This window comes from Paenibacillus sp. FSL F4-0122 (assembly GCF_038002845.1).
Taxonomy (GTDB): Bacteria; Bacillota; Bacilli; order Paenibacillales; family Paenibacillaceae; genus Paenibacillus_AQ; species Paenibacillus_AQ odorifer.
This window is the reverse complement of record NZ_JBBODI010000001.1, coordinates 4,847,636-4,874,198: the sequence shown is the minus strand read 5'-3', so window position 1 is coordinate 4,874,198 and position 26,563 is coordinate 4,847,636. Positions and strand designations below refer to the sequence as shown.

The window sequence follows — 26,563 nt, the reverse complement described above, 5'->3', positions numbered from 1 at the left end:
TACCTGTGGATAAACAATCCCAGCGTCTGGAGCAATATTTAGAAAAATACGAACAAAGCTGGCCACTGAGCGGCACAGTCTTAATAGCTCAGCATGGAGAAATCAAGCTACAAAAAGCATACGGATATGCGAATCTTGAACATCAGGTTCCGAACACTATAGATACCAAATTCCGGATCTGGTCATTAACCAAGTCATTCACTGGCATGGCAATTCTGATGCTAAAAGAACAAAAACGTCTGCGACTGGAAGATCCGATCCTTAAGTATCTTCCTGAACAGCATGCATTCGAGGGGATTACCGTCCTTCATCTGCTGGGACATACCTCGGGTATAGCCAACTACACTTCTCTACCCGAATATAATCAAAAATTAAATAAGCTGAAGCTGACTCCACTGGAGATGTTACAGCTATTTGTGAGTCAAACGCCTGCATTTATGCCTGGCACATCGTTTTCCTATAATAATTCAGGTTATTATTTATTAGGAATGATTATTGAGAAGATTACAGGCATGACATTTGAAGATTATATCACTACTTTTATATTACAGCCTCTTGGCATGGTAAATACAGGAGTTTATAACAATCAGCAAATCATTTCAAAATTAGCCTCACCTTATCATTCCTCATGGGGTGAGTATACTCAGGGTGAATACATAAATATGAGCTCTATCCTATCAGCGGGTGCTATGTATTCGACGGCTGCTGATCTTTTCCTGTGGGATCAAGCGTTATACTCCGATCAATTAGTATCCCACGATACTTTGGAGATGGCTTTTCATTCAAGTAATCTCAAATATCGTTTTGGTTGGTTTTTGGACGAACGTTATGATCGCAAAAGAATGTATCACGGCGGCGCTTATCGCGGCTTCCGAAGTGAAATGCACAGATATCCAGAAGAGCAGACGACCGTCATCATGTTGACCAATTATGATTGTGTCCCCATTACCAAGTTAACGGAATCTCTATCTGGATTAGTATTCGGTGAGCCTGCCGAGATGCCGATATTCCCGCAAGCCTTCCCACTTGATGATAGCATGTATGCTGAATATATGGGGACCTATGAGGGATTTGGCTGCAAAGCGAGCGTAGAGCGTAGGGGCCAGGACTATTATTTTGTCTGGAATGATGAAGAGGTTACACCGTTCTATCCTATCTCAGAAACAAGATTCCATCATACCAAGCATGACAGTGAATTTGAATTTAAACGGAATGAACAGGGTGAGCTTTCATTTCTGGGGATGAAAAAAAACAAACGAGTGCCGCATAAGCCATGAAATGGCTGCTGGGGCACCCGCCTTTTTTTTCAGCTAAAGCCTAAGCCTTGGCCAAAATAATAAATTGTGTGAGCATCACGATTACCGCTGAAGACACCCCCAGCGAATTAATGATTGTTAAAGCATTTGGATAACTTTCTTTCCGAAATTGTGAGAACAAAGACACCGTCCATAACACGCTGAAAAATAACGACGACAACCCAGATACAGCTTCACTATCAATTCGTCTGCTCCGGAGAAACAATCCGGCAAGGGTGGCGACAGTATAAACAATATATATTACTAGCTCTATCGATGTGATAACGATCGCCTCGCCGGCAGAGAACAAACGCATTAACAAGTATTGAAAACCTAAACAGATAAACACAAGCTGGTTAAAAGATAGTCTCTTCACTCTCATAGCTTAGCTCCTTTAGGATATATTTTCACAAAAGACAACGCTTACATTGTACTAGTGATTGAATATATCTTCTGTGACTTTCCATACCCTGCCAAATATTAGTCAGATAATATCCTCACATACAAAAAAGGAAGTACACTTTGCGAAAAAGATCCGCAAGGCATACTTCCTTTTTTTTACGATTCGATTGTAGATTTAGACGGAATGGGACATCTTAGTTCCAAAATAGAATGAACAGTGGATTTATAAGATGTTTTCTTAAAATTAGGAGGTCATTGCTGTGAGAAACAAACAATCCATTGTCTTCGTGACCATTCCATTATCCGAGATCAAGAAGTTCATCCTTATTGATATTGTTGCTGGATGGGTCTTTTATTTTGCTATAAAATTTCCCTTCCATTCCTTAATTGCCGCCTCTGCCGGAAGCATGTTTGGTCCTATCCTCATACGCCAATCCATGAAGTTAGTTCAAAATCGCGCCAAGTTTTAAGGTTTCAAGAACTGCTCAATCTGTTTTTTATGATGCTTATCATGTGGGATAAAACTTCTCAAATACTTGCGAACGCTGAATTTTTTGCGATCTCCGTCCTTATATTCCTGATTGAATTCATCTTCCGTTAACCCTGCAGCTGCATCTATGATTTTAGTTCTATAACGTACAAATTGTTCAATTAATGTTTGTTCAGATAATAATTTAGCATATTCTACAGCGTTAGCATTAAACTCGTTAAAATCCAAATGCTTAGTTGTGATCGGTTCCCGGAGAATTATTTTCTTAATCGCACCTTCATAAAAATATTTATCCCATAACATGAGATGACAGATGATATCCTTTACAGTCCATTTACCAGCTGCAATAGGCTGATTCCAATGTTTGTCTGATACTTCCCCTAAAGATTCTACGAACGGGATGAGGGACTTAAATTCGAGTAACATTTGCTCATTTGTTTTTGCAGCCAGAGAGATCAACCTCCACATGAAAAATAAAATAATTCAGTCACAACATCTATGCTGCGTCATCCGCAGAAGCTGCGGCCAGATCCATATCGGTAGAGTCAGGATTCAGCCAAATCTCAATCAACTCATGGGTACGCTTCACATCATTTTCGTCAAGCATATAATACCATTGATCCTTCCGTCTGCCTTCACCCTGCAACATATGGCTTGTAATCTCAGGAGTACCCCCCTCGAGAATTACTCTTTTCGCCAAATCAAGAATAAAGTCTGACTTCATATTGGTTTGGAAATTACTGCCTGCTATTTCGATGATTTTCTGTATATTAAGGATATTATCTACTCTCTTCATCCGTTCAAGCGCAGATTTCAAAAAGATCCGCTGCCGCTCCGTTCGTTTAAAATCAGAATCCTCACGGTATCTTACATACATTAATGCTTCAGCGCCAGAATAAATCGGTTTGTTCGGTTCAATTCTTAATTTCTCATGATCCGGGCTCTTGTTCTCAATCACCTTGGTAATCGGAAGTTCAACACCCCCTAGAGCATCTGTAACGCCCACAAGACCGTTGAAATTAATAGTAGCGTAATATTCGATAGGCGCGTTTAATAAATTTTTAACGGTGTCTACACTCATCTGAGGACCGCCATAGGAATGTGCTGCATTAATCTTGGTTTCTTTCCTAGCTCCTTTAACCTTTTCCGCTCCGATAATTTCTGCATAGGAATCACGAGGGATCGACACGAACAATACTTTATGATTAACTGGCCGGATCACAGTATATATAATCGAATCAGAAAGGCCGTTCTCTTTTCCCCGCTGATCAGTACCCAGTAAGAGGATAGAAAATGGACGATCCTTGTTATCCGCCGTTGGTTGTAATCCGGGAGCTTCAGCGTTTTCATTATTTTCTAAAGGAACGTATGATCCATCAAGCGTGTGTTCAATAGTCGGAGCCACAACGTTATTAAATCCGAAAATCAGCAGTTCTTTACGAAAAACATAAGATCCTAGCCCAGCAATAAGCACGATAGCAAGCGTAAATAGCCAGATCTTTTTTTTCTTGCTGGTCTTAGTTTTCTTCTTCACCTTTTTTTTCTCAATTCTACTTAAAGAAAATGAAGAAGCTGAATGGGTAATCTGTTTATTTTTCATTCGGATCCTTAACCCTTCCTGATGACGGATTCTACCAGCCGGTAATAGGGAATCATGTAGGTTGTCTCAAAGCCTAATCTATGCGCTAAGTTGAAAGAACCCTCGTTATCCAGACGACACGCCCACACCGGCTCAAGCTGATGTTCTAGACAGTATTCGATTAAGGCTGAACAGACAGCGTAGGCATAGCCCTTCCCCCGATGTGCTTCTGAGGTTTCTATGCCTATTTCCAGTTGATGCTCATTAACAAAACCCGAAAATGCCGTAGAGGCAATTTCCCCAGCGTCAAGAATATTAAAGCCCAGCCCCTCGGCAAGAAATTGCTCTTCATTCCTCCAAAACGCCTTAGGATTGACACCTCCTGTTGCCGCCAAAAACCGTTCTTTGTTCATTCGCACCACTTCAAGGTCTTGGTTAAGATAAGAAGCTTTCTGGTTCAGATATTTCTCGCGGTTAAAGCTGAAGTTGACCCTTGTATTTCTATGGAGCATTTCCTGTTCACTCCAATGAGCGATAACTTCCGGCCAGCCTCCCGCTGGATCAGCCTGCAGAAATTCTTGATGATGCCGAATCATATTTTTATTGGTTATGTAATCAAAAAGGTCGCGCTTAAACTCTTCATTATCCGACTCTCCAATTAATAAAGACATTCCACAAGGGTGTGCAATGTAAAAAGCACGCGGGTTAACGATATCGTCAACATATACGCTGCCAGCAATGACTTGCTTCACCACTGACTCGGCAAACATCGTATTTATTTTCACATTTTCTAAAGGCTCAATAGCTTTGTAATAATCTTTACACTCTAGTCGTTTCATAATTTTCTCCTTAGATATCACGTAATGTTTGATAGATAACCACCAGCTTGTGAGAATATTTTTTACTGGATGACACCGTTACCTAAAATATCCCATTATTATAGACGATCTTCGGGTCGATAAGTTTCTATTTATAAGAAATTTGTGAGACAAAAAAAGACCATATCCTATCAAGGATTGGTCTACCCTATTTATTAATGCTGATCTTAGATTTTTTTCACAATCATATCGATCTCGCTCTTCAGTAAAAGATATCTGACGACACTTCTCATGATCGGAACTTTAGTCAACTTATGCTGATCTACATAACTTTTCATTTGATCTTTAGACAGCCCAAGCAAGCTTCCCGCTTCAGATACCGTCAATACTTCCTTGTTACTTGTAGCGTTAAAGGTTTTCTTAACTTTTAAATTCCAGTCTTCAAACACCTGCATTTACATCCGCCACCTTTCTATAAAAAAATCCCCAAACGATAGGTTTGGGGATTCATTTTACTACTTACAGTTTTACAACATTCTCAGCTTGTTGACCACGATTGCCTTGAACTACGTTAAATTCTACACGTTGTCCTTCATCCAGGGACTTGAATCCGTCACCAGTAATTGCGCTGAAATGTACGAATACATCTTCTCCACCTTCAACCTCGATAAAACCAAAACCTTTGTCTGCGTTAAACCATTTCACTGTTCCTGTTTGCATAATATAATTACCACCTTATTTTTATTTACATGTTATTCTTATCCTCAAAAAATCTCTTACAAAATCTCTAAAAAAATAAAAATTCACATATGGTACAAGGTTATTAACGTCTAAAGAATAACCCTCTACGCTATGTGAATTCGCCAGGTAAATACTTTCGATAGATTGATTATAGCACAGCTAACACCAAATAGATACTCTTCTGCATTATGAACAAAATGGGAAGAAAGAAGGAGCTGTGTCATAAGTGATTCTACGAGTGGAGACTGACCTCCTCACTTTCAAAATCTTAAAATCAACAAAACAGCGATTCTTCTGTTCTCGAAGAATCGCTGTTCGGCGTTTTTTGGTCATTCGCGGTCTGCTTCAACTACACTTTCATTATCCTGCGGGGCTTTCGGACTCAGTTGACGTTATTTACATGTTTTTATCCTTTACAGCTAGAATTCGGACACCAGCGACGTTATTCCTTGGAAAAAGGCTCATATTAAGCATTTTTTGGGCCAATAGCTGCACTGGAGTCCGATAACATTCCAAATATCGGATAATCCTACGTTTAAGGACCACTGTGTCCCTTAGCAGGTTACTAAGCGTATTTTCCAGTGACTAAGCATGTGCTTTCGACACAGCAGTCATTTTCATAGCTTAGGGGATAGCCCTTTTTCTAAAATTTGAAAAGGGAATTTAAATTTTAAAATAGGACAATTTATCCAACAGGTCTTGCACCATTGAGCTAAGTGACTCCGACGAAGCTGAGATCTCTTCCATAGAAGCAAGCTGCTCCTCTGAGGCTGCTGCCACACTTTGGGAGTCAGATGAAGCTTCCGAAGCAAGATCGGCTAATTGTTTAACTGTAACTGAAATTTGCTCCGTACCCGCGGTCATCTGCTGTGCAGCTGCTGACACCTCTTGGATTTGATCAGTCACCTGCGTCATCTCTGTCAGAATCGAAGTAAATAAAAGATCACTATCAGATACACTTTGCACACCAAGAATTACTTTTTCATTGCCGACAGCCATTGCTTGTGAAGCTTGATTAGTATCTTGCACCACATCTTCAACCAAAGCAGTAACTTGTTCGGCAGCTTTTTTAGTCTGATCTGCCAGCATACGAATTTCTGAGGCCACTACAGCAAAACCTCGGCCATGTTCACCCACTCTGGACGCCTCAATAGCCGCATTTAGTGCCAACAGATTGGTCTGTTTACTTATGTTCGAAATCAGGCCTATAATCCCGCTGATCTGAGCAGATCGTTCGCCTAAACGTTCGATTGCCAGACTCGTCTCATCCACAGACAGCTTTAACTCTGACATTTGGTTCACTGCCATTTGAAGCTGCGCACTACCCTTTTTCGTCTGATCGGTAACTTCATCTGCAGACGCAGACACCGATGACGAAGAGTCAGCGATCCGTTGCACTCCAACATTCAGCTCGCTCATCGCCATTGAAGAATCACCCGCATAATCACTCTGCAGCTGCGCTCCTTCGGCTACTCGTCCAATTGCCACAGCAATTTGTTCAGCAGCTTTCCCAGTCTGCTCAGCGTTAGCTGTCAGCTCTTCAGAGGTAGCTCCCACAGACATTGATAAATCAGCAACAAGTCCAAACATTTCTCGAAGCTTATGGGTCATATGATTAAAATGTGTAGCCATCTTGCCGAATTCATCATCATTTCGAACCTGCAGGGTTTGAGTCAAATCACCCTGAGACATCAGCTGCAACTTATCAGATAACAAGCGAAGCGGTTTAACTACCATCAACCATAGCTGAAGACCAACAATAACAGCTAAAATCAAAATACCAATAATCATAATGATAAAAAATTCTGTTTTGGCTTGTTCATAATCAGCCATGATAACATCCTTAGAAATCGCTGTCTGTGTGTACCAGACCTGGTCACTTCCAGGCATTGGTATCGGAACAAAAGTCCGCAGCACGTCTTCTCCCTTGGAATTTATCGTGTATCCCAGTGTGGCCTCCCCATTCTTCACACGCTTCCACAGTAATGTTTTATCTTCTGTATCACCGAACTCTTTGAGTACACTTTGAGGATCATTTGGATTGGCTGCATATTTGCCATTACCAGTGATTAAAGAAACATAACCTCCCAGAGGTTTATAGTTAACAGCTTCTTCCTGCAATTGGGTTAACGAAACATCGAACCCTACAGTCCCAAGAAATGCACCCGTTTTATCCAAAATCGGCAGCATGACCGAAATCATCTCTATTGCTCCACCAGTCGTCTCATAGGAATAGGGTTCAATATAGACCGGTTTTTTCTCTTTTTTAGGTAAAAGGTAATAATCACCCGCACCTTCTACATCGTAATTTTTTAAGGGTTCAACCTTAATTGCACCTTGATTTCTAAAGACATAAGGAATAAAACGCCCCGTACCGTCATCATATGGCATCTTATTTATATTAGCCTGATCGTTCTGATCAAAAGCATTGGGTTCCCATAATATGCTCATCCCAAAAATTTCTGGTCTGTGCTCCAGCATAGTTTTCATTGTAGAAACAACATCTTCACGGTCCAAGGTTTGACGTTCTCTTGATTCAATCAGTACCTCAGCGAGCGCTTCACCCGTCGACTGAATGTCTATCATTCTATTCTGAATGGTCTCCGCATAACTTTTCCCTGCGATCTCTGCCTGAAGTTCACCGTTGGATATGCTCACACTACGCAGATTAGCCAGGTTTGCGACTAAACTAAAGAAAAAGATCACAATAATTACTAAACTTACCACCATAACAAACTTAAACGTTAAAGAAAGCCTTCGATACAATGCCATCTGAACAACTCCACTCTAGGATAATATATCTTTAATCGACAAAATACGACCTCTATTCAATAGGACTTATTACCTATAATTCAAGGGATGAAAATTTAAAATTCTATCCATTCCAAAAGTATGTTTAAATAAAAGTAGCCTAATCAAAAAAACATAATACAAAGGAGTTCATGCCGATGGAAATATCCTCTTTTTTGTTGCCAAAAGATCAAGTTGCCTATATCACTAACTCACTATCCATGCTGGAAGCCTTAGAACAATTAGAACAGCACCATTACACGGCTATCCCTATTATTGATAATGAAGGAAAATATGTAGGAACACTTTCGGAGGGTGATCTATTGTGGAAGCTAAAAAACACAGCAGACTTAACCTTTGACAATATAGGGGAAGTTCAAGTAAGCGACATCCAAAAGCATGTTCATAACGAAAGTGTTCTCATTAATGCAGAAATGGAAGATATGCTGACGCTCGCTGCGGATCAGAATTTCGTTCCTGTGATTGATAATGAGGGTGTATTTGTTGGAATTATTAGGAGAAAAGATATCATTGAATATTACACTCGCAACATTACGGATTAATAAAAAATGACCAATCTCCATTACGGAGACTGGTCATTTTATTTTTCATCAAAATTACAGTTCAGTCAGGATAATCGTTCCTTGTGGGGTAATCGCTAAAGTATGCTCATATTGTGCTGACAATCCGCCGTCAATGGTACGCGCAGTCCAACCATCCGCATCAATTTTTGTTCTGTAACTGCCTGTGTTCAGCATGGGCTCAATGGTAAATACCATCCCCTCTTTAAGACGAGGCCCTCTCCCTGCTGGACCATAGTGAGGCACTTCCGGAGCTTCATGCATTTCTGAACCGATCCCGTGGCCAATAAAATCACGTACTACAGAAAATCCGTTAGACTCTGCATAAACTTGGATGGCATGCGCAACATCCCCGATACGGTTGCCTGCAACCGCCTGCTCGATTCCACGGAATAACGATTCCTTAGTAGTGTCTAGAAGTTTGGTCGCCTGTTCACTAATATTGCCAATGCCGTAAGACCAGGCCGAATCTGCCAACCAGCCGTTTAAGTTAACAACCATGTCAATGGTTACGATATCCCCGTCTTTTAGCGGCTCTTTTTTCGGGAATCCGTGGCATATTACATCATTTACAGATGCACAGGTTGCGTACGGGTACCCATTATATCCTTTTTGCTCAGGAGTAGCTCCTTGAGACAATATAAATTTTTCTGCAAATTCATCAATTTCCCAGGTCGTAATACCAGGCTGCAAAATTTGCGCAATTTGACGATGACATTCAGCGAGAATTTTTCCCGCCGCACGCATTTTTTCGATCTCTTCCATCGTTTTCATGATAATCATAATATCGCCTCTTCTGTACAGAACTCATCGCTCTCGGGCAACGGTTCTTCTTTTGTATTTAGTTTACCCTTTATATTATGAAAGAAAATCGCGAGAAATCCAAATCATTAGTCAAAAAAAATTATATTTTCCTTCCTGAATCTAAAAATAACATCATTTTTTTATGATAATGTTAGATGAAAGACGAGTGCCTGATCAGCACTTCGTCTTATTTTCTAATAAAACATAAAATTATTGTTATCGTTAAATTATTTATTATTCCTAAAAATTCCTTTATATGTTATATTCAAAATAACTGAGGAGGTGATACATGCCTGTAATTGAGTGCATTTACTGCAACCACCTGAAGGATACGCATAATCTAAGAAGCAACCCTATTTGATTAAGGAGGAAATGTTGATGAAATTCAGTAAGCATTTTTCGTTCCGGAAAATCAGTTTGTTAGTATTAATTAGTATCCTTACTCTTTCTATTTCTTTACCTCAACAGCAGGCAGCGGCAGCAAACACTTCTGTTAAGGGCTTTTATGTAAGCGGTACCACTTTGTATGATGCCACCGGCAGTCCTTTTGTAATGCGTGGGGTTAATCATGCACACACTTGGTACAAAAACGATCTGGCTACTGCAATACCGGCCATTGCAGCCACTGGCTCCAATACCGTCAGAATTGTACTTTCTAATGGCAGCAAGTGGTCTCTCGATACCTTGGCGGATGTCCAAAATATTCTTAAGCTTTGTGATCAGTATAAATTGATTGCCATGCTGGAAGTGCATGATGCTACTGGCTCAGACAACACATCTGATCTTAACGCTGCAGTCAACTATTGGATCAGCATCAAGGATGCTTTGATTGGTAAAGAAGATCGTGTCATTGTGAATATTGCTAATGAATGGTACGGTTCTTGGAACACTGCAACATGGGCCAGTGGTTACCAAGCGGCAATTCCTGCGTTAAGAAATGCGGGCATTAAGAACACTTTAGTTGTAGATGCAGCGGGATGGGGTCAATACCCACAATCCATTTTCACTAGTGGTCAGGCTGTATTTAATTCAGATACCTTAAAAAATACTATTTTCTCGATTCATATGTACGAATATGCCGGAGGTAATGCTGCTACCGTTAAGAGCAATATCGATAGTGCCTTGGCCATTGGAGCCCCCGTGATTATCGGCGAATTCGGTGACAAGCACACGGGTGGAGATGTCGATGAAGCCACCATTATGAGCTACACTAAGGAAAAAAAGGTAGGATGGCTCGCCTGGTCCTGGTATGGTAATGGCGGAGGCGTCGAATATCTGGATCTAGCCAGCGGTCCAGCAGGAACACTCAGCAACTGGGGAAATACAGTCGTTAATGGAGCAAACGGAACCTTAGCAACCTCCGTGCTTAATAAAATTTATACAACGCCTGGTTACCAACCTGTGCCGGATGGTGGCACTACTCCTACACCTACACCTACACCTACACCTACGCCAACACCAACGCCAACACCAACACCAACGCCAACAGCAACACCTACAGCCACTCCTACCGGCTCGCCATCCAGTAATCTGGCACTTTACTACCGTGCAGCAGATACCAATGCTACAGATAACTCAATCAAACCTTACTTCAACATTTATAACAACGGAACAACGGCAGTCAATCTAAATGGACTGAAAATTCGTTATTACTTTACTAAAGATGGAAGCGCCTCCCTCAATGGTGTGATCGATTGGGCGCAGATCGGTGCTTCTAATATATCAGTTGCCCTTGGGTCCACTAGTGGAACGAACGCCGACTCTTATGTTGAGCTTACTTTCAACGCTAGCGCGGGCTCCATACCTGCCGGTGGACAGTCAGGAGAAATCCAATTACGAGTGCATAAAAGCGACTGGTCTAACTTCAATGAAGCAAATGACTATTCGTTCGACCCAACCAAAGTTTCCTTCAGCACTTGGAACAAAGTAACCTTGTATCAAAACGATGTACTGCTCTCCGGCATCGCTCCTTAAAAACATAAACCAGCGAGCCTCCCAAGATTGGGGACTTGCTGGTTTTTAAAATTAGATCTGTTGTAGCGCAGATGTTAGGATAATGCTTACTTATAGTAGCTCAAAAGATGACTGTTGCTAGATTTGTCAGTCAACAGTGATCTACTGCTGTTAGTCTGCTCCCGGACTGTTGTTACTTTGATGTTAGTCTACTGTCGGACTGTTACTACTTTGATGGATCTGTTGTAGCGCAAATGTTGGGATCTTACTAGATTATTGTAGATCAAATAAAGGCTGCTGCTAGATTTGTCAGTCAACGGTGATCTACTGCTGTTAGTCTGCTGCTGGACTGTTACTACTTTGATGTTAGTTTACTATTGCTCGTCTATTGTTCCGCTAGTCGGTTGCTGCTCTTTTGTTTGGCTATTCTGCGTACTACTCTACTGTTGCTCCTACTGATCTGATTTCACTCTTTCACACGATCTAATTCGACTCTTTCATTACTCTGACGTTAATCTACTATCGCTCATCTGCCGCTCATCTGCTGCTCATCTGCCGTTCTTTACTTTTTGAACACTCGGTTGTGGTTTTCGGACTCAGTGAAGCTAGAATAAAAAGTGGACAGTAGTTAACAGACTGGCGATAATGAGTCCACGGAGGTGTGTTCACATGGGAGAACATCGACAACGGTACAACGAAGAATTTAAAAAACAGACAGTGCAGTTCATTCAAGAGCAAACAAAGACAGTGGGCGACTTGGCGGAAGAGCTCAACATCCCAAAAAGTACCCTGCATCAATGGATGAGCCAGTATCGAGAACTAAAAAATGAACCGGCAGCTAGCTTGGATCGAGTACGGGAACTCGAGGCACAGTTGAAAGAAATGAAACGTCAACTTCAAGAAAAAGATAACAAGATTGCCGATGTGGAAGAGGAATTAGCGATCGTAAAAAAAGCAGTGCACATCTTCAGCAAACCAAGGAACTGAGATTCCAGTTTATTGAAAAACATCGCTCCGAGTTTCTCTTGGAGAAGATGTGCATGACCCTACATGTGTCACGGAGCGGGTACTACAAGTGGCGGACAGAAAAAACCAGTACGCATATGCTTCGTAAGGCTGCGATAATGAAGCGAATTCAGTATCATTTTGCAGACCATCAAAAGCGGTATGGGAGTCCGAAGATCACCCGCCTGTTGCATCAAGAAGGTTATACCGTTACCGAACGCACGGTGAGTGTGTACATGCGACATATGAAGCTTCGCTCCATTGTCTCCAAAACGTATCGCGTACAGACCACCGACTCCAATCATGACCATCCGATTGCCCCGAATACGCTGAACCAGCAATTTAAAATACTCAAACCCAATTCAGTATGGGTTACCGACATTACGTACATTCCTTGCCGGGGAGGGCGCTTGTACCTGGCTAGTGTGATGGACCTTTGCACGCGTGAAATCGTGGGGTGGCGCTTGGAGGACCATATGGAAACTAGCTTAATTTCGGGCGCCTTACAAGATGCTTACGAAGCTAAACAACCGGAAAAGGGTCTATTACATCACTCCGATAGAGGTTCTCAATATACTTCTCATGAATATACGAAGCAGTTGAAAGCGTATGGCATGGAGTCCAGCATGAGCCGCAGAGGTAACTGTTATGATAACGCCTGTATCGAGTCGTGGCACAGCATTTTGAAAAAGGAGCTCATTTATTGTAATCCACGATTCAAAACTAAGGAGCAAGCCTACCAGACACTTTTTCAATATATTGAGTTTTATTATAACCGCAAGCGAATGCATGGCGCGCTGGGGTATCTTTCTCCAGTTCGTTTTGCTGAGCAATTGACTAGAATGTCTGTTGCGTAACTGTCCACTTTCTTGACAGAGGTCCACAGATGACGCTATTTGTGCAATTTAAGCCGTTTTGAGCAACTTTCGGACTGGAGAGACGCTATTCCTCTGAAAAAGGCCTATTTCGGCCTCTTTTCATACCCATAACAGCGCTGGTGTCCGAATACTCTGCAAATTGGCAAGGTTTCAGAAAATAAGGGCTCCTGAGTCCGTCACCTTGTTAGTCTACTGCCGCTCGTCGCGCTCATCTACTGCTCTACTATCGCTCATCTACTACTCATCTTCCGCTCATCTACTACTCGTATGCGCTTATCTGCTGCTTATCTGCTGCTCATTTACTCTTGTCTACCGTCTTTACCTCTGGAGCATTTTGTGTACGACACGACACCTCGCGCACCTAACTACGCCCAAACCACAAAAAATACCCCGGCAGCCATCCAACTGGCCCCGGGACATTTTTAAATCTACTTTCATTTAGTCATGGAAATTAAGTCCAGAGGTAACGGCTTTAACATAATCTGCACGGATCACGAAATCTCCAAAATGCTCACCTTGTTGACGTTCTTTGGCATATCGGTGAAGAATAGGTTCAAGCGTCTCTAGGATCTCCTTCTCATCTATGTTTTCTTTATACATTTTATTGAGGCGATCACCCGTAAAGCCTGCTCCTAAATACATATTATATCTGCCTGGAGCCTTGCCGATAAACGAGATTTCACCCAGCGCCGGTCTAGCACATCCATTAGGGCAGCCGGTCATCCGGATTACAATTTCCTCGTCGCGCAAACCAGCTTTATCTATAACAAGCTCCAGCTTATCTATCAACGAAGGCAGATAACGTTCCGCTTCAGCCATCGCAAGTCCGCAGGTTGGCAGTGCTACACAGGACATGGAGCTGCGCCGCAATGCAGAAAGATGTGCTCCATCTGTAAGTCCATGCTGTTTAGCCAGCTCAGCTACTTTTCGTTTTTTGGCAGTAGTGACGTTGGCAATCGTTAGATTCTGATTCGGCGTTAGCCGGAAATCTCCAGTATGGATTTTAGCAATCTCCCGCAAGCCAGTCATCAAGGTGTATCCTTCTTGGTCATGAATCCGTCCGCTTTGGATATAAAGTGTCAGATTCCATTTTCCATTGGTACCCTTCACCCAGCCGTAACGGTCTCCGTTGTGATCAAAATGATAATCATGTGCCGCTTCAAGCTGCCATCCGAGTCTTTCATGCAGTTCGTCAACGAACCATTCCAGACCGTGGCGGTCAATCGTATATTTGAACCTTGCATTTTTGCGGACAGAGCGATTGCCATAATCCCGCTGGATCGTTACGGTCTTTTCTGCCACATCAATCAACTGTTCGGGACGGCAAAAACCAATAATACGTCCCAACTGAGGATAAGTACTGGTATCCCCATGAGTCATCCCCATACCGCCGCCTACAGAAACGTTAAAGCCTACTAGCTTCTCATTTTCCAGAATAGCGATAAAACCCAGATCTTGCGAGAATACATCCACATCATTAGAAGGTGGCACCGCTAAACCAATCTTAAATTTACGAGGTAAATATACCGGACCATAGATTGGTTCTACTTCCGCACGTTCGCCTAAGCTATCTACTACCTTTTCACCGTCTAGCCAAATCTCATGGTAGGCGGGAGTACGTGGGGATAAGTGATCACTCACTTTGCGCGCCCATTCATAGACCTCTGCATGCACCTCTGACTGGTAAGGATTCGGATTACTCATTACGTTACGGTTAACATCGCCGCAAGCTGCCAGCGTCGTCATCAGCGTATCATTAATGCTGCGAATGGTTTTCTTAAGATTCCATTTGAGTACCCCGTGCATTTGAAACGCCTGTCTGGTAGTCAGACGTAAGGTCCCATTACCGTATTTTTGTGCCAGATCATCCATCACTAGCCACTGCTCTGGTGTCGCTACCCCGCCTGGGGCAACTACACGAAGCATGAACTGAAATGCAGGCTCCAGCTTTTGCCGTTCACGCTCATTGCGTAAATCCCGATCGTCCTGCATATAACTTCCGTGAAATTTCAGCAGCCGATTATCATCTTCCGGCAAACCTCCGGTAATCGGATTGCTTAATGTCTCAACAAGCGCGCCCCGCAGATAGTTACTCTCTTGCTTAATGTGTTCAACATCACTTGGAGGCCCGCCGATCGGCTTAACCTTTTCATTGTTTGCCATTGTTGTTATCTCCCCCCGAAGTCATTCGATAACTTTCCTCTATCCATTAGTAAACATCACGTTGGTAGCGCTGCGCCTGCTGCATATTATCCAAATAAGCTGCCGCTTCTTCAGGACTCAGCCCACCCTCATGCTGGATGACAGTAATCAGAGCAGAATGAACATCATGTGCCATATGCTTCTCGTCACCGCAAATGTAAATATGAGCTCCCGCTTGCAGCCATTCGTAGACCTCGCGGCTCTTTTCCAGAATGCGATGCTGAACATATACTTTCTCTTCGGTATCACGGGAGAAAGCAACATCCAGCTTAGTTAACAAGCCGTCTTTTAGCATTCTCTGCCAGTCCGTCTGATAGAGGAAGTCCGTCACGAAATGCCGATCTCCGTAGAACAGCCATGATTTACCTTCCACCCCAAGCTCGCCACGTTCCTCCAAGAAAGAGCGGAAGGGTGCAACGCCTGTCCCCGGTCCAATCATAATGATCGGCGCATCAGGATTTGTTGGAAGCTTAAAGTTAGGATTATGTTGAATGTAGATGGGCAACGTATCTCCCGGCTGGACTCTTTCAGCACAATGTACCGAGCAGACCCCATAACGCTCACGGCCATGTGCCTCATAACGTACAGCTCTAACCGTTAAATGAACCTCATCTGGATTAGCTTTATAGCTGCTAGCAATTGAATAGAGTCGTGCTGGAAGCTTGCGCAAAATAGTCACAAAGTTACTGGCTGAACCTTCCCATGGAGAGAAGTCCTGAACCAAATCGAGCAGATCGCGGCCTTGAATATATTCCTTAAGCTGTTGCGCACGTTCTGGCGCCAATAAATCCTTTAGTTTGTTAGAAGAAGATAACTTCGCCGCTTGCTCAAGCAACGGTTTGGTTAATACAGTGATTTCATAGTGGTGAAGAAGTGCCTCACGTAAGGAACCTTCTTCCCCTTTTTTATTAAATGGAACAATATCATTAGGATTCCAGCCCATAGTATGAATAATAGCGTCTACCAATTCAGGATGATTCTCCGGGTAGACACCCAGCGCATCCCCTGGCTCAAATTGTATGTTAGAGCCTTCTAGTGATAGCTCCAAATGGCGGGTCTCCCGGTCGGAACCGCGTCCGTTCAGATTTAGATTTTCTAATACTTCCGCTTTAAAAGGATTGTTGCGGGTATACAAAGGCTCCTGAGAATCTGTGTCTTCCGCAGCTTGAACCGCTTTTGCCGCAATGGCCGGAGCATTTAAATGTGCATTTAAGGCACCAATCACGCCTTCAAACCATTCGGTAACCGAATCATCATAATCAAGATCACAATCCACACGCGGACTTAACCGCTTGCCGCCAAGTTCCTCAAGCCGCTGATCGAAGTCTTTGCCGGTCTGACAAAAGAATTCGTAAGAGGTATCCCCCAGTGCCAACACTGAGAACTTCAGATTCTCTAATTGAGGGGCTCTTTTGCTATAGAGAAATTCATGGAACATCCGTGCATTATCTGGCGGCTCGCCTTCACCGTGAGTACTGACCAGCAATAGGAGGTTCTCAACCTTCTTAAGTGCATTGGGCTTAAAGCTGTTCATCGCAGTGATCGTGACCTGAAATCCTTGCTCCTCCAGCTTGCGGGACAAGCTCCCAGCCAGCCGTTGGCAATTCCCTGTCTGGGACCCAAACAACACGGTCACTTCACGTGAAGCTACAGGTTGACTAACGGCACTACCTTCCGCATTTCCTATCGTATTTGATTGCACTGCTTGAACCCCGGCACCTGCCGATGGTGCAGTAGTAAGGCCCATGGCCGACAAATAACCGCTAAGCCATATTTGCTGTGTCTCCGTTAAGGATGGTAGAAGACGATTGAGTAGCTCGACTTGGCTCTCGTTAAAAGGACTGTTCGTTACCTGTAGTTGCAACAATATCCACCTCTCCTAAACATGAAATCTTCTGATGATCCGTACCTCATGAAATCAGGCTATCACAATAATTGTAAACGATCAATGATGTCGATTTAACCTAATAATTGTAATTTATTGAAAAAGTATCTATATAGTACGTAAAAACCGATCAAAACAGTATGATTTAACCTGTTTTGATCGGTTTCATTATAAAAAGTGATACTATTTATAAAATATTGTGATAAATAAAAGCTATAATTTTTGCTTACTTTCGGGAAATAACACCTCGCCGATCCCCGTCTTAATCTTCACTATCTCCTCAAGCGTATTCGATAGCTCGCCGGGCGGATAAGGTTTAGTTAAATATTTTTGAATTACATCGTTTAATTGATTCTTATCCGATTGATCCAGAGCAGAAGAAATAACGATAGGGATATTTTCAGTTCTTGGATCTTCTTTAAGCATTCGGATCAAATCCCAGCCATCCAGCTCTTCACCCAACATCAAATCTACCACTATCGCCACAAATGGTGTTTTCAAGGCCTGATCAAAAGCTTGCTGTGGATGGTAATGATGGGTAACACGGAAGCCCTTCCCTTTAAGCTCTTCTGATAAAAGCAACGAAAGACTGTAATCATCTTCAACGATCATTACATTAGGCTTGAGCTCTTTATCGGTGCTCCATTTATTAAGCTCATCCTGTTGCCGGCTCGCTTCCGCATGGAGGATAGGGAGGCTAAACCAGACGGTAGTGCCTTCTCCTTCTACGGAATCTATACCGATATTTCCCTTTTGCTTCTCAATGATCTCCTTACAGATAGCAAGTCCAAGTCCTGTTCCTCCAATTCTTTTAGAGGCGCTATTATCCACTCTTCTGAATTTTTGGAATAGCTGTCCTATTTGATCCTTAGGAATGCCAAGACCATTATCCTGGATACGTACAATAATCCTATCCGACTCGTTATGCAGCAGTACTTTAACTTCATTGTTATCAGGCGAGAACTTAATCGCATTACTTAACAGATTCGTCAGAACTTGGACAATCTTATCCTTGTCCACATCAACATCCGCATTCAAAGCCTCATCCACTAGGAGCACATGATGGGTACTGCTCAGTTTATATTGATCAATTACGCCTAATACAATTTCACTGAGATTCAAATGCTCCGTGATATATTGCTGCTTACCTGACTCCATTCTCTGCAAATCAAGAAAATCATTTATGAGCTCCGTCAGTCGTTTAGCTTCTTTATGAATCGTCTCCAGATATTTAAGCTGCTTCTCAGGCTTCATGGTCTTAGACAATAGCAGTTCTGTGAAACCAAGCACACTCGATAGCGGTGTTCTTAGCTCATGACTTACCGTACTGACAAGATCAGATTTCATAAGGTCCAGCTCATATTCTCTAGTGATATCTCTGTAGACAAACAATGTACCAATACGCAGCTCGCGACGGAATACAGGGATCGCATACACATCAATATGCTTCATCGATTCAGTTCCAATGGAGTATTGCATGCTGCTGGATTCCAGAGCATCCTCAGCAATCGCTTTTTCAAAAAACATCCGAAGTTCATGGTTCTCATTCGAGTGCTCGATGAAATAATCCATCCATTTCTGTCGGGGAATCAAAGTTCCTTCTGTCCACTCATAATTAAAAATGTTGCTCAACGCTTTATTCATCTGCAGGAGCATACCTTCTGTATTCACAAATTGTATGCCCTCGTTCACATTATTTACGATGTCCCGATTCAGCTTTCGTCCATGTTCAATCTCTTCATACATGAATAAACGTTCAATCGCCAGCGCTACGCGGTTCATCATCCCCTGAACCTCATTAATCTCTTCTTTGCTGAAGGAATGACCAATCCGGCTGCCACAGAACACTGCAAGAATCTCATCCTCTGCGTTCACAACAGTAGTGTAGAAGTCGTAAACATAGACCTCACTCGCAGAAATCCCTTGCTCTGGTTGTGTGGCCAAACGCTTGATTAGGTACGTTTTTTCCGCTTGCAAGCGATATAACATCTCATTGTTCTCATGATCAAGATAACGCTCCACATTCTCCTGCGGAATGCCTTTCACAGCTGCGATATTATCTTTCACAAGCAGGAAGAAACTCGAATCAAAGGCATACAAGCGATGCATAAACTCAATAAACTTATCAGCAAATTCATGCTTATCCAAGGTATAAGTAATATCATGATTCAGCTGATTATTAAGCTCAAGCATCATCTTGGTCTGTTCTGTATTTTTTAACGTTTCGGCTAGCTCCTGCTGTACGCTCTTCATTGAGGTGATATCGTTCGCAATAAGGATGTATTGATAAATCACACCCTCTTCATTCAGGTACGGCACAATCGTTAGTTGCAGCCAGATGGGCAATCCGTCTTTGGCTAGAATCTGCAGCTCATTGTTCCACACTCCGCCTGTATTTAATTTGTTAAAGATTTTCTGATAACCCTCGTCAGAGATATTATAAAGTTCAAATAACTTATAGGTGTAACCGATAATCTCAGACTTTTTATAGCGGGTATATCCACTTAAATTATCATTCGCGTAGGTAAAGACACCTTTAGCAGTAAGGATCCCGACCGCAGACGATTGATCCAAAGCTTTCATCATACTTTCAATTTCACTAAGCGAGCGTTGCAGCCTATATTGCTGATCCTGAAGTTCATCCTGCTGCGCATGCAGCTCTTCATTCTGCATCATTAATTCTTCTTCTTTATCTTGAATACTTCTAGCCATATTAAGAAAAGCATCATAAAGTCGGCCAATTTCATCTTGATTCTTAAGCTTGCCCAGAAGAATTTCTTCTCCTGCAGCCAGGGAATGGGTTGCCCCTTCCAGCTTCAGAATAGGATCTATAAGGTTCTTCAGAATCCGCCAGATCATAAAGGTGAAGATTAGCAGAATAATCGTGCTGAAAAAGAATGCGATAAAGGTAAATTCATTGGCACGTTTGATGTAATCCATAGCCATAGTATTTAATGCGGCATCGGATCGTTGCTTGTACTCTTTTGTATACATTAAAAAATCATTCACTGATTTCGTGTTGCCATCTGCGGATAGAGCTCTCAAAGACACATAATCGTCTGCCTCGACAAACCGAATCGCTTCAGGTAAAACTTTAGTTTTGTACTGAACATAAAATGCTTTCAAACCATCTCTAAACAAGGCTTCTTCCGGAGATAAATTGAGATTAGAATAGGTATCCAGAATCTTATCAAAGTTAACAAGTCCTAGGTTTAGGAGATCTAATTCATTGGCACTCTTAAGTGCGCTGAATCCCCTCGCTCGGAAAAAAACCTCATTTAATGCAGTCGCCAATTCGTTAATCGTGTCCGCCTTATTCTGCAGAACTTCACGGTCTCTACTTAATTTGTTCTGCTCATTATTTATGAAAAATAAAAATACAGATCCCATAATAATGATTAACGAAAAAACCAAGGCAATGATACGAAAATATCTATTTTTAATACTGTGATTAGAGCTGCTTCCCTTTGTCACTTAGGATCCCCTCCACAATCTGCAAGAGTTCCATCGGACTAAAAGGTTTTGGCATAAAATAACGTGCGCCTGCATCTACCGCTCGAAGACGATCTACATCTTGGGCTTTGGCTGTTAACATTAAAATAGCTGTAGCCTTCTTTTTCTCATCATCCAGTTGGCCTAGGACTTCAATCCCTGTCATTTCAGGCATCATATAATCCAATATCACCAAATCATAATGATCCTGTGACAATTTTGAAAGCGCCTCTAATCCGTTCTCGGCAGTATGGATCTCCACGTCTTCCAAATCTTCTAAGGTGTCTACAATTAACATTCGTAATACTTCTTCATCATCCACTACCATTACCTTTTGCATAGCTGCCTAATTCCCTCCGCTTTAGATCTCTCCTGGTGCTCACAACATATTCAGAAACCAATTAGAACAAAAATCTATGAGCCAACCGCTCTATTCTCGACAATAACTCAGGCATATGAACCGGTTTCACTACATAATCATCGGCACCCATCTGCAGGGCATGTACAATATCCGCCTGATTATTTCTTCCCGTCAGCATGATCACTAATATATTTACTTCCGGATACGTTTTGCGGATTCTTTCCAGAACTTCTACTCCATCCAGATCAGGCATCACACCATCCAGCAAAATAATATACTTCTCATCCACGGCATACCAATCCGATTGCAGAAAATCAAGCCCATTCGCATAGCTGCTAACCTTCACCTCAGCAATATTATCCGGCTCCCAAATGGCGAACTGACTGGTCACAATTCTACGAATTAGCGTATCATCATCTACAACAATCACATTCAGAACCGAATGCTTTTTAGTAGTGGATAAATGGTCCGAATAAAGCGTTGTCTGATTCCTTCCAGCATGCTTACTGGCATAAAGAGCCTGATCTGCTTCCTCAATCAATTTATCGGCTATATTCTCGGCATCTGTTACCTCAGAAATCCCGCTAGAGATGGTCACATGAAAGATTTCATTTTTCGCAAAAAAGTCAGTAGCCGCAAACCGCTCTTGAATACGCTGTATAACCAACATTGCAGATTCCGCATCCGTGTGAGGTAAGAACACTGCAAACTCTTCTCCCCCATAACGGCAAAAGGTATCCTCCAGACGGATGGAATTCTTCACAAGCTCGGAAAAGCCCTGCAGAACTTCGTCTCCAATTAGGTGACCATATGTATCATTAACGTTTTTAAAATAATCCAAATCAATCAGCGCTAACGAAAATACGCGGTTAGTCCGCTTAAAATCACCAATCAACTGCTTCATGACTTGATTAAAGTGTTTGCGATTGAATGCGCCGGTCAAATCATCCACGATGATGGACTCCTGCCATTCTCTCTTAAGCTGAAAGCGATTTTTGATCAATACCAGAAATAAATCAATATCTACAGGCTTCGGTAAAAAATCCATCACCCCCAGCGAATACGCATGCATTTGCGTCGCTTTGGAGTACTCCCCACTTATAATGATAATGGGAATTCGTTCTTTTTTAGCCTTGCCGATAATTTGGTTCAACACCTCAATCCCACTTTTATCCGGTAAAAGAATATCCAGCAGAATGAGATCTGGTTTCGTTTCATAAAAGATTTTGAGTCCCCGTTCAGCAGATAAGGCTATGCTTACATAGTAATTCTGCTTCTCCAATGACTCTTTCAGATAAGCAACTAACTCTACATCGTCGTCGATAAGAAGAATATCATTCTGCGTGAGCGTCTCAGCAGGTCCCTTTTTATCCAATGCTTTAACAGAGCTTGAAGCTGCCAATGAATGGACATTAAACAATGGAATCAGTGGATATAAATAATCCCCCCATTCCTCAACCGACCAACTCTTAAGACTGCTTTCCATGAAATAGGGCAGCGTATCCTCGGCAAATTGTTCGACATCTGGTAATCCGACAGTTCCAGCAGTGCCTTTTAAATTATGCAAAAAACGATAAATGTCCTTTTCCTTCACTTCCGCCTGTTCCGTCCATTCCTGGAGGGTCATCTTCGTTCTTTGCTCAACCATGTCTTTATATTTTTGTGTAGTCATATTTACTCCTTCAGACTATCATATCAAACTCTCAGTTCATCACATTTTTTATAGGCTGTCAAATGAATTTTCTATAATTTCAGCTGTCAAAATAAATATTTAATCAAACTGACAAAAAACCTTTGGTTGAAGCTTGTTTCATCATTTGCAATAATAGTTGGAATGGTTCATTCCGTATACACGGTGAAATCAATAAATACAAAGGGAGGCTGTATTCATGAAGGGAATTATTACTGTATTGGGAAAAGATAAAGTAGGGATTATTGCTAAAGTATGTACATATCTAGCCGAACACAATTTGAACATTCTGGATATTTCGCAGACGATCGTTCAGGATTATTTTAACATGATGATGATTGTAGACATTTCTAGCTCAACTAAAGCTTTTGAGAATATCGTAGAGGAATTACATTTGCTTGGCGAATCGATTGGCGTGGAAATCAAGCTTCAGCATGAGGATATTTTTAATATTATGCACCGAATCTAGGAGGATGGCTGACCATGATATCACTAGTGGAAGTACAAGAAACGAATAAGATGATTCGTGAAATGAATCTGGATGTGCGTACCATAACAATGGGGATCAGCCTCATGGATTGTGCCCACACGGATATGCGCACCTTTAATCAAAATGTATATGACAAAATCACCAGATCCGCTGAAAAGCTCGTAAAGACGGGTGAAGATCTGGAAAGACAATTTGGGGTTCCTATCGTTAACAAACGGATTTCTGTCACACCCATCGCTATTGCCGCTGGTGCGGTGAAGACAGATACCTATGTACCTGTTGCTGAAATCCTGGACAAGGCTGCAAAAGAGGTAGGCGTTAACTTTATTGGCGGCTTCTCTGCACTTGTACAAAAAGGTTGCACCAAAGGCGATCGTATTCTGATCGACAGTATTCCTGAAGCATTGGCAGTCACTGAAAGAGTCTGCTCCTCGGTCAATGTCGGTTCCTCCAGAAGTGGAATCAACATGGATGCTGTGAAATTAATGGGCGACATTATTATCCAAACTGCAGAACGCACCAAGGATCGGGATTCCATCGGCTGCGCCAAGCTGGTAGTCTTCTGTAATGCAGTCGAGGACAACCCTTTTATGGCCGGAGCATTTCACGGGGTTGGGGAGCGGGAATGTGTCATCAACGTTGGCGTCAGCGGTCCTGGTGTAATCAAACGTGCGCTTGAAGAGGTTCGAGGGCAGGATTTTGAAACCTTATGTGAAACCATTAAACGGACAGCCTTCAAAGTCACACGTGTCGGTCAGCTAGTTGCTCAAGAGGCTTCCAAACGGATGAATGTTCCTTTTGGGATTATCGATCTATCCTTAGCCCCTACTCCAGAAATCGGAGATTCCATTGCCGAAATCTTTCAAGTCATGGGTCTGGAGGAAGCTGGCGCACCGGGAACAACCGCTGCTCTGGCGATCCTAAATGACAATGTTAAAAAAGGTGGCGTGATGGCCTCCTCCTATGTAGGTGGCCTTAGTGGAGCCTTTATTCCAGTCAGTGAAGATCACGGCATGATTCAAGCCGTTCAGCGGGGTGCCCTTACACTAGAGAAACTGGAAGCTATGACCTGTGTTTGTTCCGTGGGACTGGATATGATAGCTATCCCAGGAAGCACCACCAAGGAGACCATTTCCGGTATCATCGCGGATGAAGCTGCAATCGGCATGGTGAATAACAAAACCACTGCGGTTCGCGTGATTCCAGTAATCGGCAAGGACGTAGGTGAAATGGTCGAATTTGGCGGCCTGCTCGGATATGCACCAGTCATGGCAGTGAACGGCTTCAACTGCGCGAACTTCATTAATCGTGGCGGACGAATCCCAGCTCCAATTCATAGCTTTAAGAATTAATAGAAACCTCAAACAGCAAGTCCCTATTTGTACTTAGGAGACTTGCTGTTTTTTATTAATCTGATGCTGAGAATGTTAGTTTACCTTGATTAAGCCCGTTGGATGCCAATATTAGGTGTTCCGCCAGTCAAATCGATAAATAATACATAATCATTTCCATCTGTGCCCTTCAGCACGAGACCAGTCTGACCTACAGCACCTACAGAAAAGTATCGAACTTGTTGCAGGCTGGTAGGAGCGCCTGGTGGCAATGTTGCTTGGTTCGTAGCGATCAACCGGGTTGCAGCTCTAATGGTGCCTGCCCCGCTAATTTCACCGGTTACCCCCAGATGACCAAGTATGGATTCACTGCCGTTCACATTTAGGCTTCCCATTATGGTCTGACTACCATTCAAATGCAGATTCGAATCGATAGTCTCATTTCCATTAACGTGCAGATCATTTTGAATGGTCTGACTTCCTGTAACTAGAACGTTATCGAAGGTTGGCAAGGCGATCATCCCTTTCAGGTTTTATAGCATATCTTATGTTAAACAAGCCAGCCCTGTCATAGATAGATATACAGCTTTCACTAAATCCGCTTTTTATCTTCAGGGCTCTGATTAATGGTCTTATACCTAAAGTCAAAATAACCCCCTACACATATAATGATTAGCAAGACTCGGTGCTAGAGCGGACGACTGGCTCCACAGAATACAGGAGGAATTATGAAGAAGACAGCTAATAGGCTCACTCCTGAAAGGCCTTCAAGTCACGAAGTCACCATCAGCCAAGTTAATCCATCGCAACACCATAACCTCATCCTTGAGATGAACTCTTATAGAGCAGAGCCGCTGCAACGGGAACTCAAGCAATTAAGAATATTGCTGCTGGTTCCTACAGAGGCCAGCGATAAAATGCCTAATGTACGACTTTTTAAAGATCAACTAAGGCATTTGGTCAAAGAAGTACTTGCTATTAAATTCCAGCATAATCTGGAGGAATATTTAGCCCATTTTCAACCTGATCTAATATTAGCTCTAGGATCGGAGACTCTATTTCCGGAGGAGAACCTCCCTGCTCTGAAAACTTCCAACGTTCCCAAAGCGGTATGGATGGCAGATGCAGCTTGTCTTACTCCAACAGAACGTAATCTGGCATTGTTATTCGATTATATTTTCACACAGAACATAGCTAATCTGATCTATTATCAGGGTTTATGGGGCAAGCATTCCAGTTATCTCCCATATGCTGCGGATACGGATCTCTATTATCCAAGACGTGTGGAGGACTGTTATCAGAGTGACGTACTCATTCTCGGCGATTTTCAAATCGATAGTGTGCTTTACACGTTGGCGTATTCAGACCTGCTTCAAGGCCTTAAGGTAATGATCGCCGGGCGTGGTTGGGACCCCCCCAGAAATTTCCTGGATATCACCCATAGTAAAGATATGTCCAGTTATTATAATGGAGCAAAAATCGTCATCAATTGCACTGGTTCTATGCAGCAGATTATGGAGGTCACCGCTTGCGGTGTATTTCAGTTAGTGGAGGATCATCCCCATCTTCATAATTACCGAATTGCAGAAGAAGATCTCATTCGTTTCCAGAACTTCAAAGAGCTCTCCGATAGCTTTAAGCACTATTTTTCACATAGTGAAGAAAGGAGAATTTCTGCCTCTCGTGCTCTAAAGGAACTTAAATATAACCATTCTTATATCCAGCAAGGAAAGTTACTGCTGAGAAAAATATTCAAGGAACCATAGGGGGTGGCAT

Annotated in this window: 23 protein-coding genes; 9 read left to right on the top strand and 14 right to left on the bottom strand. The window is 42.5% G+C overall.

Annotated elements, in window-relative coordinates:
- The first annotated feature begins 5 nt into the window (after positions 1–5).
- Complete coding sequence (locus MHH49_RS21145; RefSeq protein WP_076100133.1) at positions 6–1,277, top strand: serine hydrolase domain-containing protein; 1,272 nt, start codon at positions 6–8, stop codon at positions 1,275–1,277.
- Positions 1,278–1,317: 40 nt separating this feature from the next.
- On the opposite strand, the gene MHH49_RS21140 is transcribed toward MHH49_RS21145, so the two are convergent.
- On the bottom strand, positions 1,318–1,677 hold the full coding sequence (locus MHH49_RS21140; RefSeq protein ID WP_036685802.1) for a hypothetical protein: 360 nt from the start codon (positions 1,675–1,677) through the stop codon (positions 1,318–1,320).
- A 280-nt stretch (positions 1,678–1,957) separates the two neighbouring features.
- Here MHH49_RS21140 and MHH49_RS21135 point away from each other — a divergent pair, with 280 nt between their 5' ends.
- Complete coding sequence (locus tag MHH49_RS21135; protein WP_076100132.1) at positions 1,958–2,167, top strand: hypothetical protein; 210 nt, start codon at positions 1,958–1,960, stop codon at positions 2,165–2,167.
- On the opposite strand, the gene MHH49_RS21130 is transcribed toward MHH49_RS21135, so the two are convergent.
- The 6 genes from MHH49_RS21130 to MHH49_RS21105 form a co-directional block, all read right to left on the bottom strand.
- A complete protein-coding gene (locus MHH49_RS21130) occupies positions 2,164–2,646 on the bottom strand; it encodes a DinB family protein (RefSeq protein WP_051491412.1) in 483 nt (160 codons plus the stop codon). The two genes, MHH49_RS21135 and MHH49_RS21130, sit on opposite strands and share 4 nt — an antisense overlap.
- 37 nt (positions 2,647–2,683) lie before the next feature.
- Positions 2,684–3,787 (bottom strand): LCP family protein, encoded by a 1,104-nt coding sequence (locus MHH49_RS21125; protein ID WP_081382540.1) that lies wholly within the window; start codon positions 3,785–3,787, stop codon positions 2,684–2,686.
- Between the two features lie 8 nt (positions 3,788–3,795).
- Positions 3,796–4,605, bottom strand: a complete 810-nt coding sequence (locus tag MHH49_RS21120; RefSeq protein WP_076100130.1) for a GNAT family N-acetyltransferase — start codon at positions 4,603–4,605, stop codon at positions 3,796–3,798.
- A 206-nt stretch (positions 4,606–4,811) separates the two neighbouring features.
- On the bottom strand, positions 4,812–5,039 hold the full coding sequence (locus tag MHH49_RS21115; RefSeq protein ID WP_036685795.1) for a hypothetical protein: 228 nt from the start codon (positions 5,037–5,039) through the stop codon (positions 4,812–4,814).
- Between the two features lie 64 nt (positions 5,040–5,103).
- Positions 5,104–5,304: a cold-shock protein gene (locus tag MHH49_RS21110; protein WP_036685790.1), complete on the bottom strand. Its 201-nt coding sequence runs from the start codon at positions 5,302–5,304 to the stop codon at positions 5,104–5,106.
- Between the two features lie 684 nt (positions 5,305–5,988).
- A complete protein-coding gene (locus tag MHH49_RS21105; RefSeq protein ID WP_052097158.1) occupies positions 5,989–8,097 on the bottom strand; it encodes a methyl-accepting chemotaxis protein in 2,109 nt (702 codons plus the stop codon).
- A gap of 176 nt (positions 8,098–8,273) precedes the next feature.
- Between MHH49_RS21105 and MHH49_RS21100 the strand changes: the two genes are divergently transcribed.
- Positions 8,274–8,678, top strand: coding sequence for a CBS domain-containing protein (locus MHH49_RS21100; RefSeq protein WP_036685788.1), 405 nt, complete (start codon positions 8,274–8,276; stop codon positions 8,676–8,678).
- A gap of 54 nt (positions 8,679–8,732) precedes the next feature.
- On the opposite strand, the gene map is transcribed toward MHH49_RS21100, so the two are convergent.
- On the bottom strand, positions 8,733–9,479 hold the full coding sequence (map, locus tag MHH49_RS21095; RefSeq protein WP_036685786.1) for a type I methionyl aminopeptidase: 747 nt from the start codon (positions 9,477–9,479) through the stop codon (positions 8,733–8,735).
- Between the two features lie 399 nt (positions 9,480–9,878).
- Here map and MHH49_RS21090 point away from each other — a divergent pair, with 399 nt between their 5' ends.
- The 3 genes from MHH49_RS21090 to MHH49_RS21080 all read left to right on the top strand — a co-directional run bounded on the left by MHH49_RS21090 (position 9,879) and on the right by MHH49_RS21080 (position 13,315).
- Complete coding sequence (locus tag MHH49_RS21090; protein WP_076100129.1) at positions 9,879–11,474, top strand: cellulase family glycosylhydrolase; 1,596 nt, start codon at positions 9,879–9,881, stop codon at positions 11,472–11,474.
- Positions 11,475–12,122: 648 nt separating this feature from the next.
- Complete coding sequence (locus MHH49_RS21085) at positions 12,123–12,440, top strand: transposase (protein WP_038573118.1); 318 nt, start codon at positions 12,123–12,125, stop codon at positions 12,438–12,440.
- A complete protein-coding gene (locus tag MHH49_RS21080; protein ID WP_143758705.1) occupies positions 12,389–13,315 on the top strand; it encodes an IS3 family transposase in 927 nt (308 codons plus the stop codon). The genes MHH49_RS21085 and MHH49_RS21080 overlap by 52 nt, the downstream gene beginning before the upstream one ends.
- A 459-nt stretch (positions 13,316–13,774) precedes the next feature.
- Here the strand turns inward: MHH49_RS21080 and cysI are convergent, their stop codons facing one another.
- From cysI to MHH49_RS21055, 5 genes are all read right to left on the bottom strand, one after another.
- A complete protein-coding gene (gene cysI, locus MHH49_RS21075) occupies positions 13,775–15,499 on the bottom strand; it encodes an assimilatory sulfite reductase (NADPH) hemoprotein subunit (RefSeq protein ID WP_076100127.1) in 1,725 nt (574 codons plus the stop codon).
- A gap of 46 nt (positions 15,500–15,545) precedes the next feature.
- Positions 15,546–17,402 carry an assimilatory sulfite reductase (NADPH) flavoprotein subunit gene (locus MHH49_RS21070; RefSeq protein ID WP_076100412.1) on the bottom strand — a complete coding sequence of 619 codons (1,857 nt, stop codon included), beginning with the start codon at positions 17,400–17,402 and terminating at the stop codon, positions 15,546–15,548.
- Positions 17,403–17,636: 234 nt separating this feature from the next.
- Complete coding sequence (locus MHH49_RS21065) at positions 17,637–20,897, bottom strand: ATP-binding protein (protein ID WP_076100126.1); 3,261 nt, start codon at positions 20,895–20,897, stop codon at positions 17,637–17,639.
- A complete protein-coding gene (locus MHH49_RS21060; protein ID WP_036685780.1) occupies positions 20,875–21,255 on the bottom strand; it encodes a response regulator in 381 nt (126 codons plus the stop codon). The genes MHH49_RS21065 and MHH49_RS21060 overlap by 23 nt, the downstream gene beginning before the upstream one ends.
- Before the next feature lie 61 nt (positions 21,256–21,316).
- The gene (locus MHH49_RS21055; RefSeq protein ID WP_076142304.1) at positions 21,317–22,948 is read right to left on the bottom strand and encodes a diguanylate cyclase; all 1,632 of its coding nucleotides are present in this window, start codon (positions 22,946–22,948) and stop codon (positions 21,317–21,319) included.
- Between the two features lie 217 nt (positions 22,949–23,165).
- On the opposite strand from MHH49_RS21055, the gene MHH49_RS21050 reads away from it, so the two are divergent.
- Both MHH49_RS21050 and MHH49_RS21045 read left to right on the top strand, forming a co-directional pair.
- Positions 23,166–23,435: an ACT domain-containing protein gene (locus tag MHH49_RS21050; protein WP_036685776.1), complete on the top strand. Its 270-nt coding sequence runs from the start codon at positions 23,166–23,168 to the stop codon at positions 23,433–23,435.
- A gap of 17 nt (positions 23,436–23,452) precedes the next feature.
- A complete protein-coding gene (locus MHH49_RS21045; protein ID WP_244886527.1) occupies positions 23,453–24,808 on the top strand; it encodes a PFL family protein in 1,356 nt (451 codons plus the stop codon).
- 89 nt (positions 24,809–24,897) lie between these two features.
- Here the strand turns inward: MHH49_RS21045 and MHH49_RS21040 are convergent, their stop codons facing one another.
- On the bottom strand, positions 24,898–25,308 hold the full coding sequence (locus MHH49_RS21040) for a hypothetical protein (RefSeq protein WP_232061415.1): 411 nt from the start codon (positions 25,306–25,308) through the stop codon (positions 24,898–24,900).
- 207 nt (positions 25,309–25,515) lie between these two features.
- Between MHH49_RS21040 and MHH49_RS21035 the strand changes: the two genes are divergently transcribed.
- A complete protein-coding gene (locus MHH49_RS21035; RefSeq protein ID WP_076317180.1) occupies positions 25,516–26,553 on the top strand; it encodes a glycosyltransferase family protein in 1,038 nt (345 codons plus the stop codon).
- The last annotated feature ends 10 nt before the right edge of the window (positions 26,554–26,563 follow it).

What these genes read in the sequence shown, in the direction of transcription:
- MHH49_RS21140 (WP_036685802.1), bottom strand. Translation starts at nt 1,677, where the DNA reads ATGAGAGTGAAGAGACTATCTTTTAACCAGCTTGTGTTTATCTGTTTA.
- MHH49_RS21125 (WP_081382540.1), bottom strand. Translation starts at nt 3,787, where the DNA reads ATGAAAAATAAACAGATTACCCATTCAGCTTCTTCATTTTCTTTAAGT.
- MHH49_RS21120 (WP_076100130.1), bottom strand. Translation starts at nt 4,605, where the DNA reads ATGAAACGACTAGAGTGTAAAGATTATTACAAAGCTATTGAGCCTTTA.
- MHH49_RS21115 (WP_036685795.1), bottom strand. Translation starts at nt 5,039, where the DNA reads ATGCAGGTGTTTGAAGACTGGAATTTAAAAGTTAAGAAAACCTTTAAC.
- MHH49_RS21110 (WP_036685790.1), bottom strand. Translation starts at nt 5,304, where the DNA reads ATGCAAACAGGAACAGTGAAATGGTTTAACGCAGACAAAGGTTTTGGT.
- MHH49_RS21105 (WP_052097158.1), bottom strand. Translation starts at nt 8,097, where the DNA reads ATGGCATTGTATCGAAGGCTTTCTTTAACGTTTAAGTTTGTTATGGTG.
- MHH49_RS21100 (WP_036685788.1), top strand. Translation starts at nt 8,274, where the DNA reads ATGGAAATATCCTCTTTTTTGTTGCCAAAAGATCAAGTTGCCTATATC.
- map (WP_036685786.1), bottom strand. Translation starts at nt 9,479, where the DNA reads ATGATTATCATGAAAACGATGGAAGAGATCGAAAAAATGCGTGCGGCG.
- MHH49_RS21090 (WP_076100129.1), top strand. Translation starts at nt 9,879, where the DNA reads ATGAAATTCAGTAAGCATTTTTCGTTCCGGAAAATCAGTTTGTTAGTA.
- MHH49_RS21085 (WP_038573118.1), top strand. Translation starts at nt 12,123, where the DNA reads ATGGGAGAACATCGACAACGGTACAACGAAGAATTTAAAAAACAGACA.
- cysI (WP_076100127.1), bottom strand. Translation starts at nt 15,499, where the DNA reads ATGGCAAACAATGAAAAGGTTAAGCCGATCGGCGGGCCTCCAAGTGAT.
- MHH49_RS21060 (WP_036685780.1), bottom strand. Translation starts at nt 21,255, where the DNA reads ATGCAAAAGGTAATGGTAGTGGATGATGAAGAAGTATTACGAATGTTA.
- MHH49_RS21055 (WP_076142304.1), bottom strand. Translation starts at nt 22,948, where the DNA reads ATGACTACACAAAAATATAAAGACATGGTTGAGCAAAGAACGAAGATG.
- MHH49_RS21050 (WP_036685776.1), top strand. Translation starts at nt 23,166, where the DNA reads ATGAAGGGAATTATTACTGTATTGGGAAAAGATAAAGTAGGGATTATT.
- MHH49_RS21040 (WP_232061415.1), bottom strand. Translation starts at nt 25,308, where the DNA reads ATGATCGCCTTGCCAACCTTCGATAACGTTCTAGTTACAGGAAGTCAG.
- MHH49_RS21035 (WP_076317180.1), top strand. Translation starts at nt 25,516, where the DNA reads ATGAAGAAGACAGCTAATAGGCTCACTCCTGAAAGGCCTTCAAGTCAC.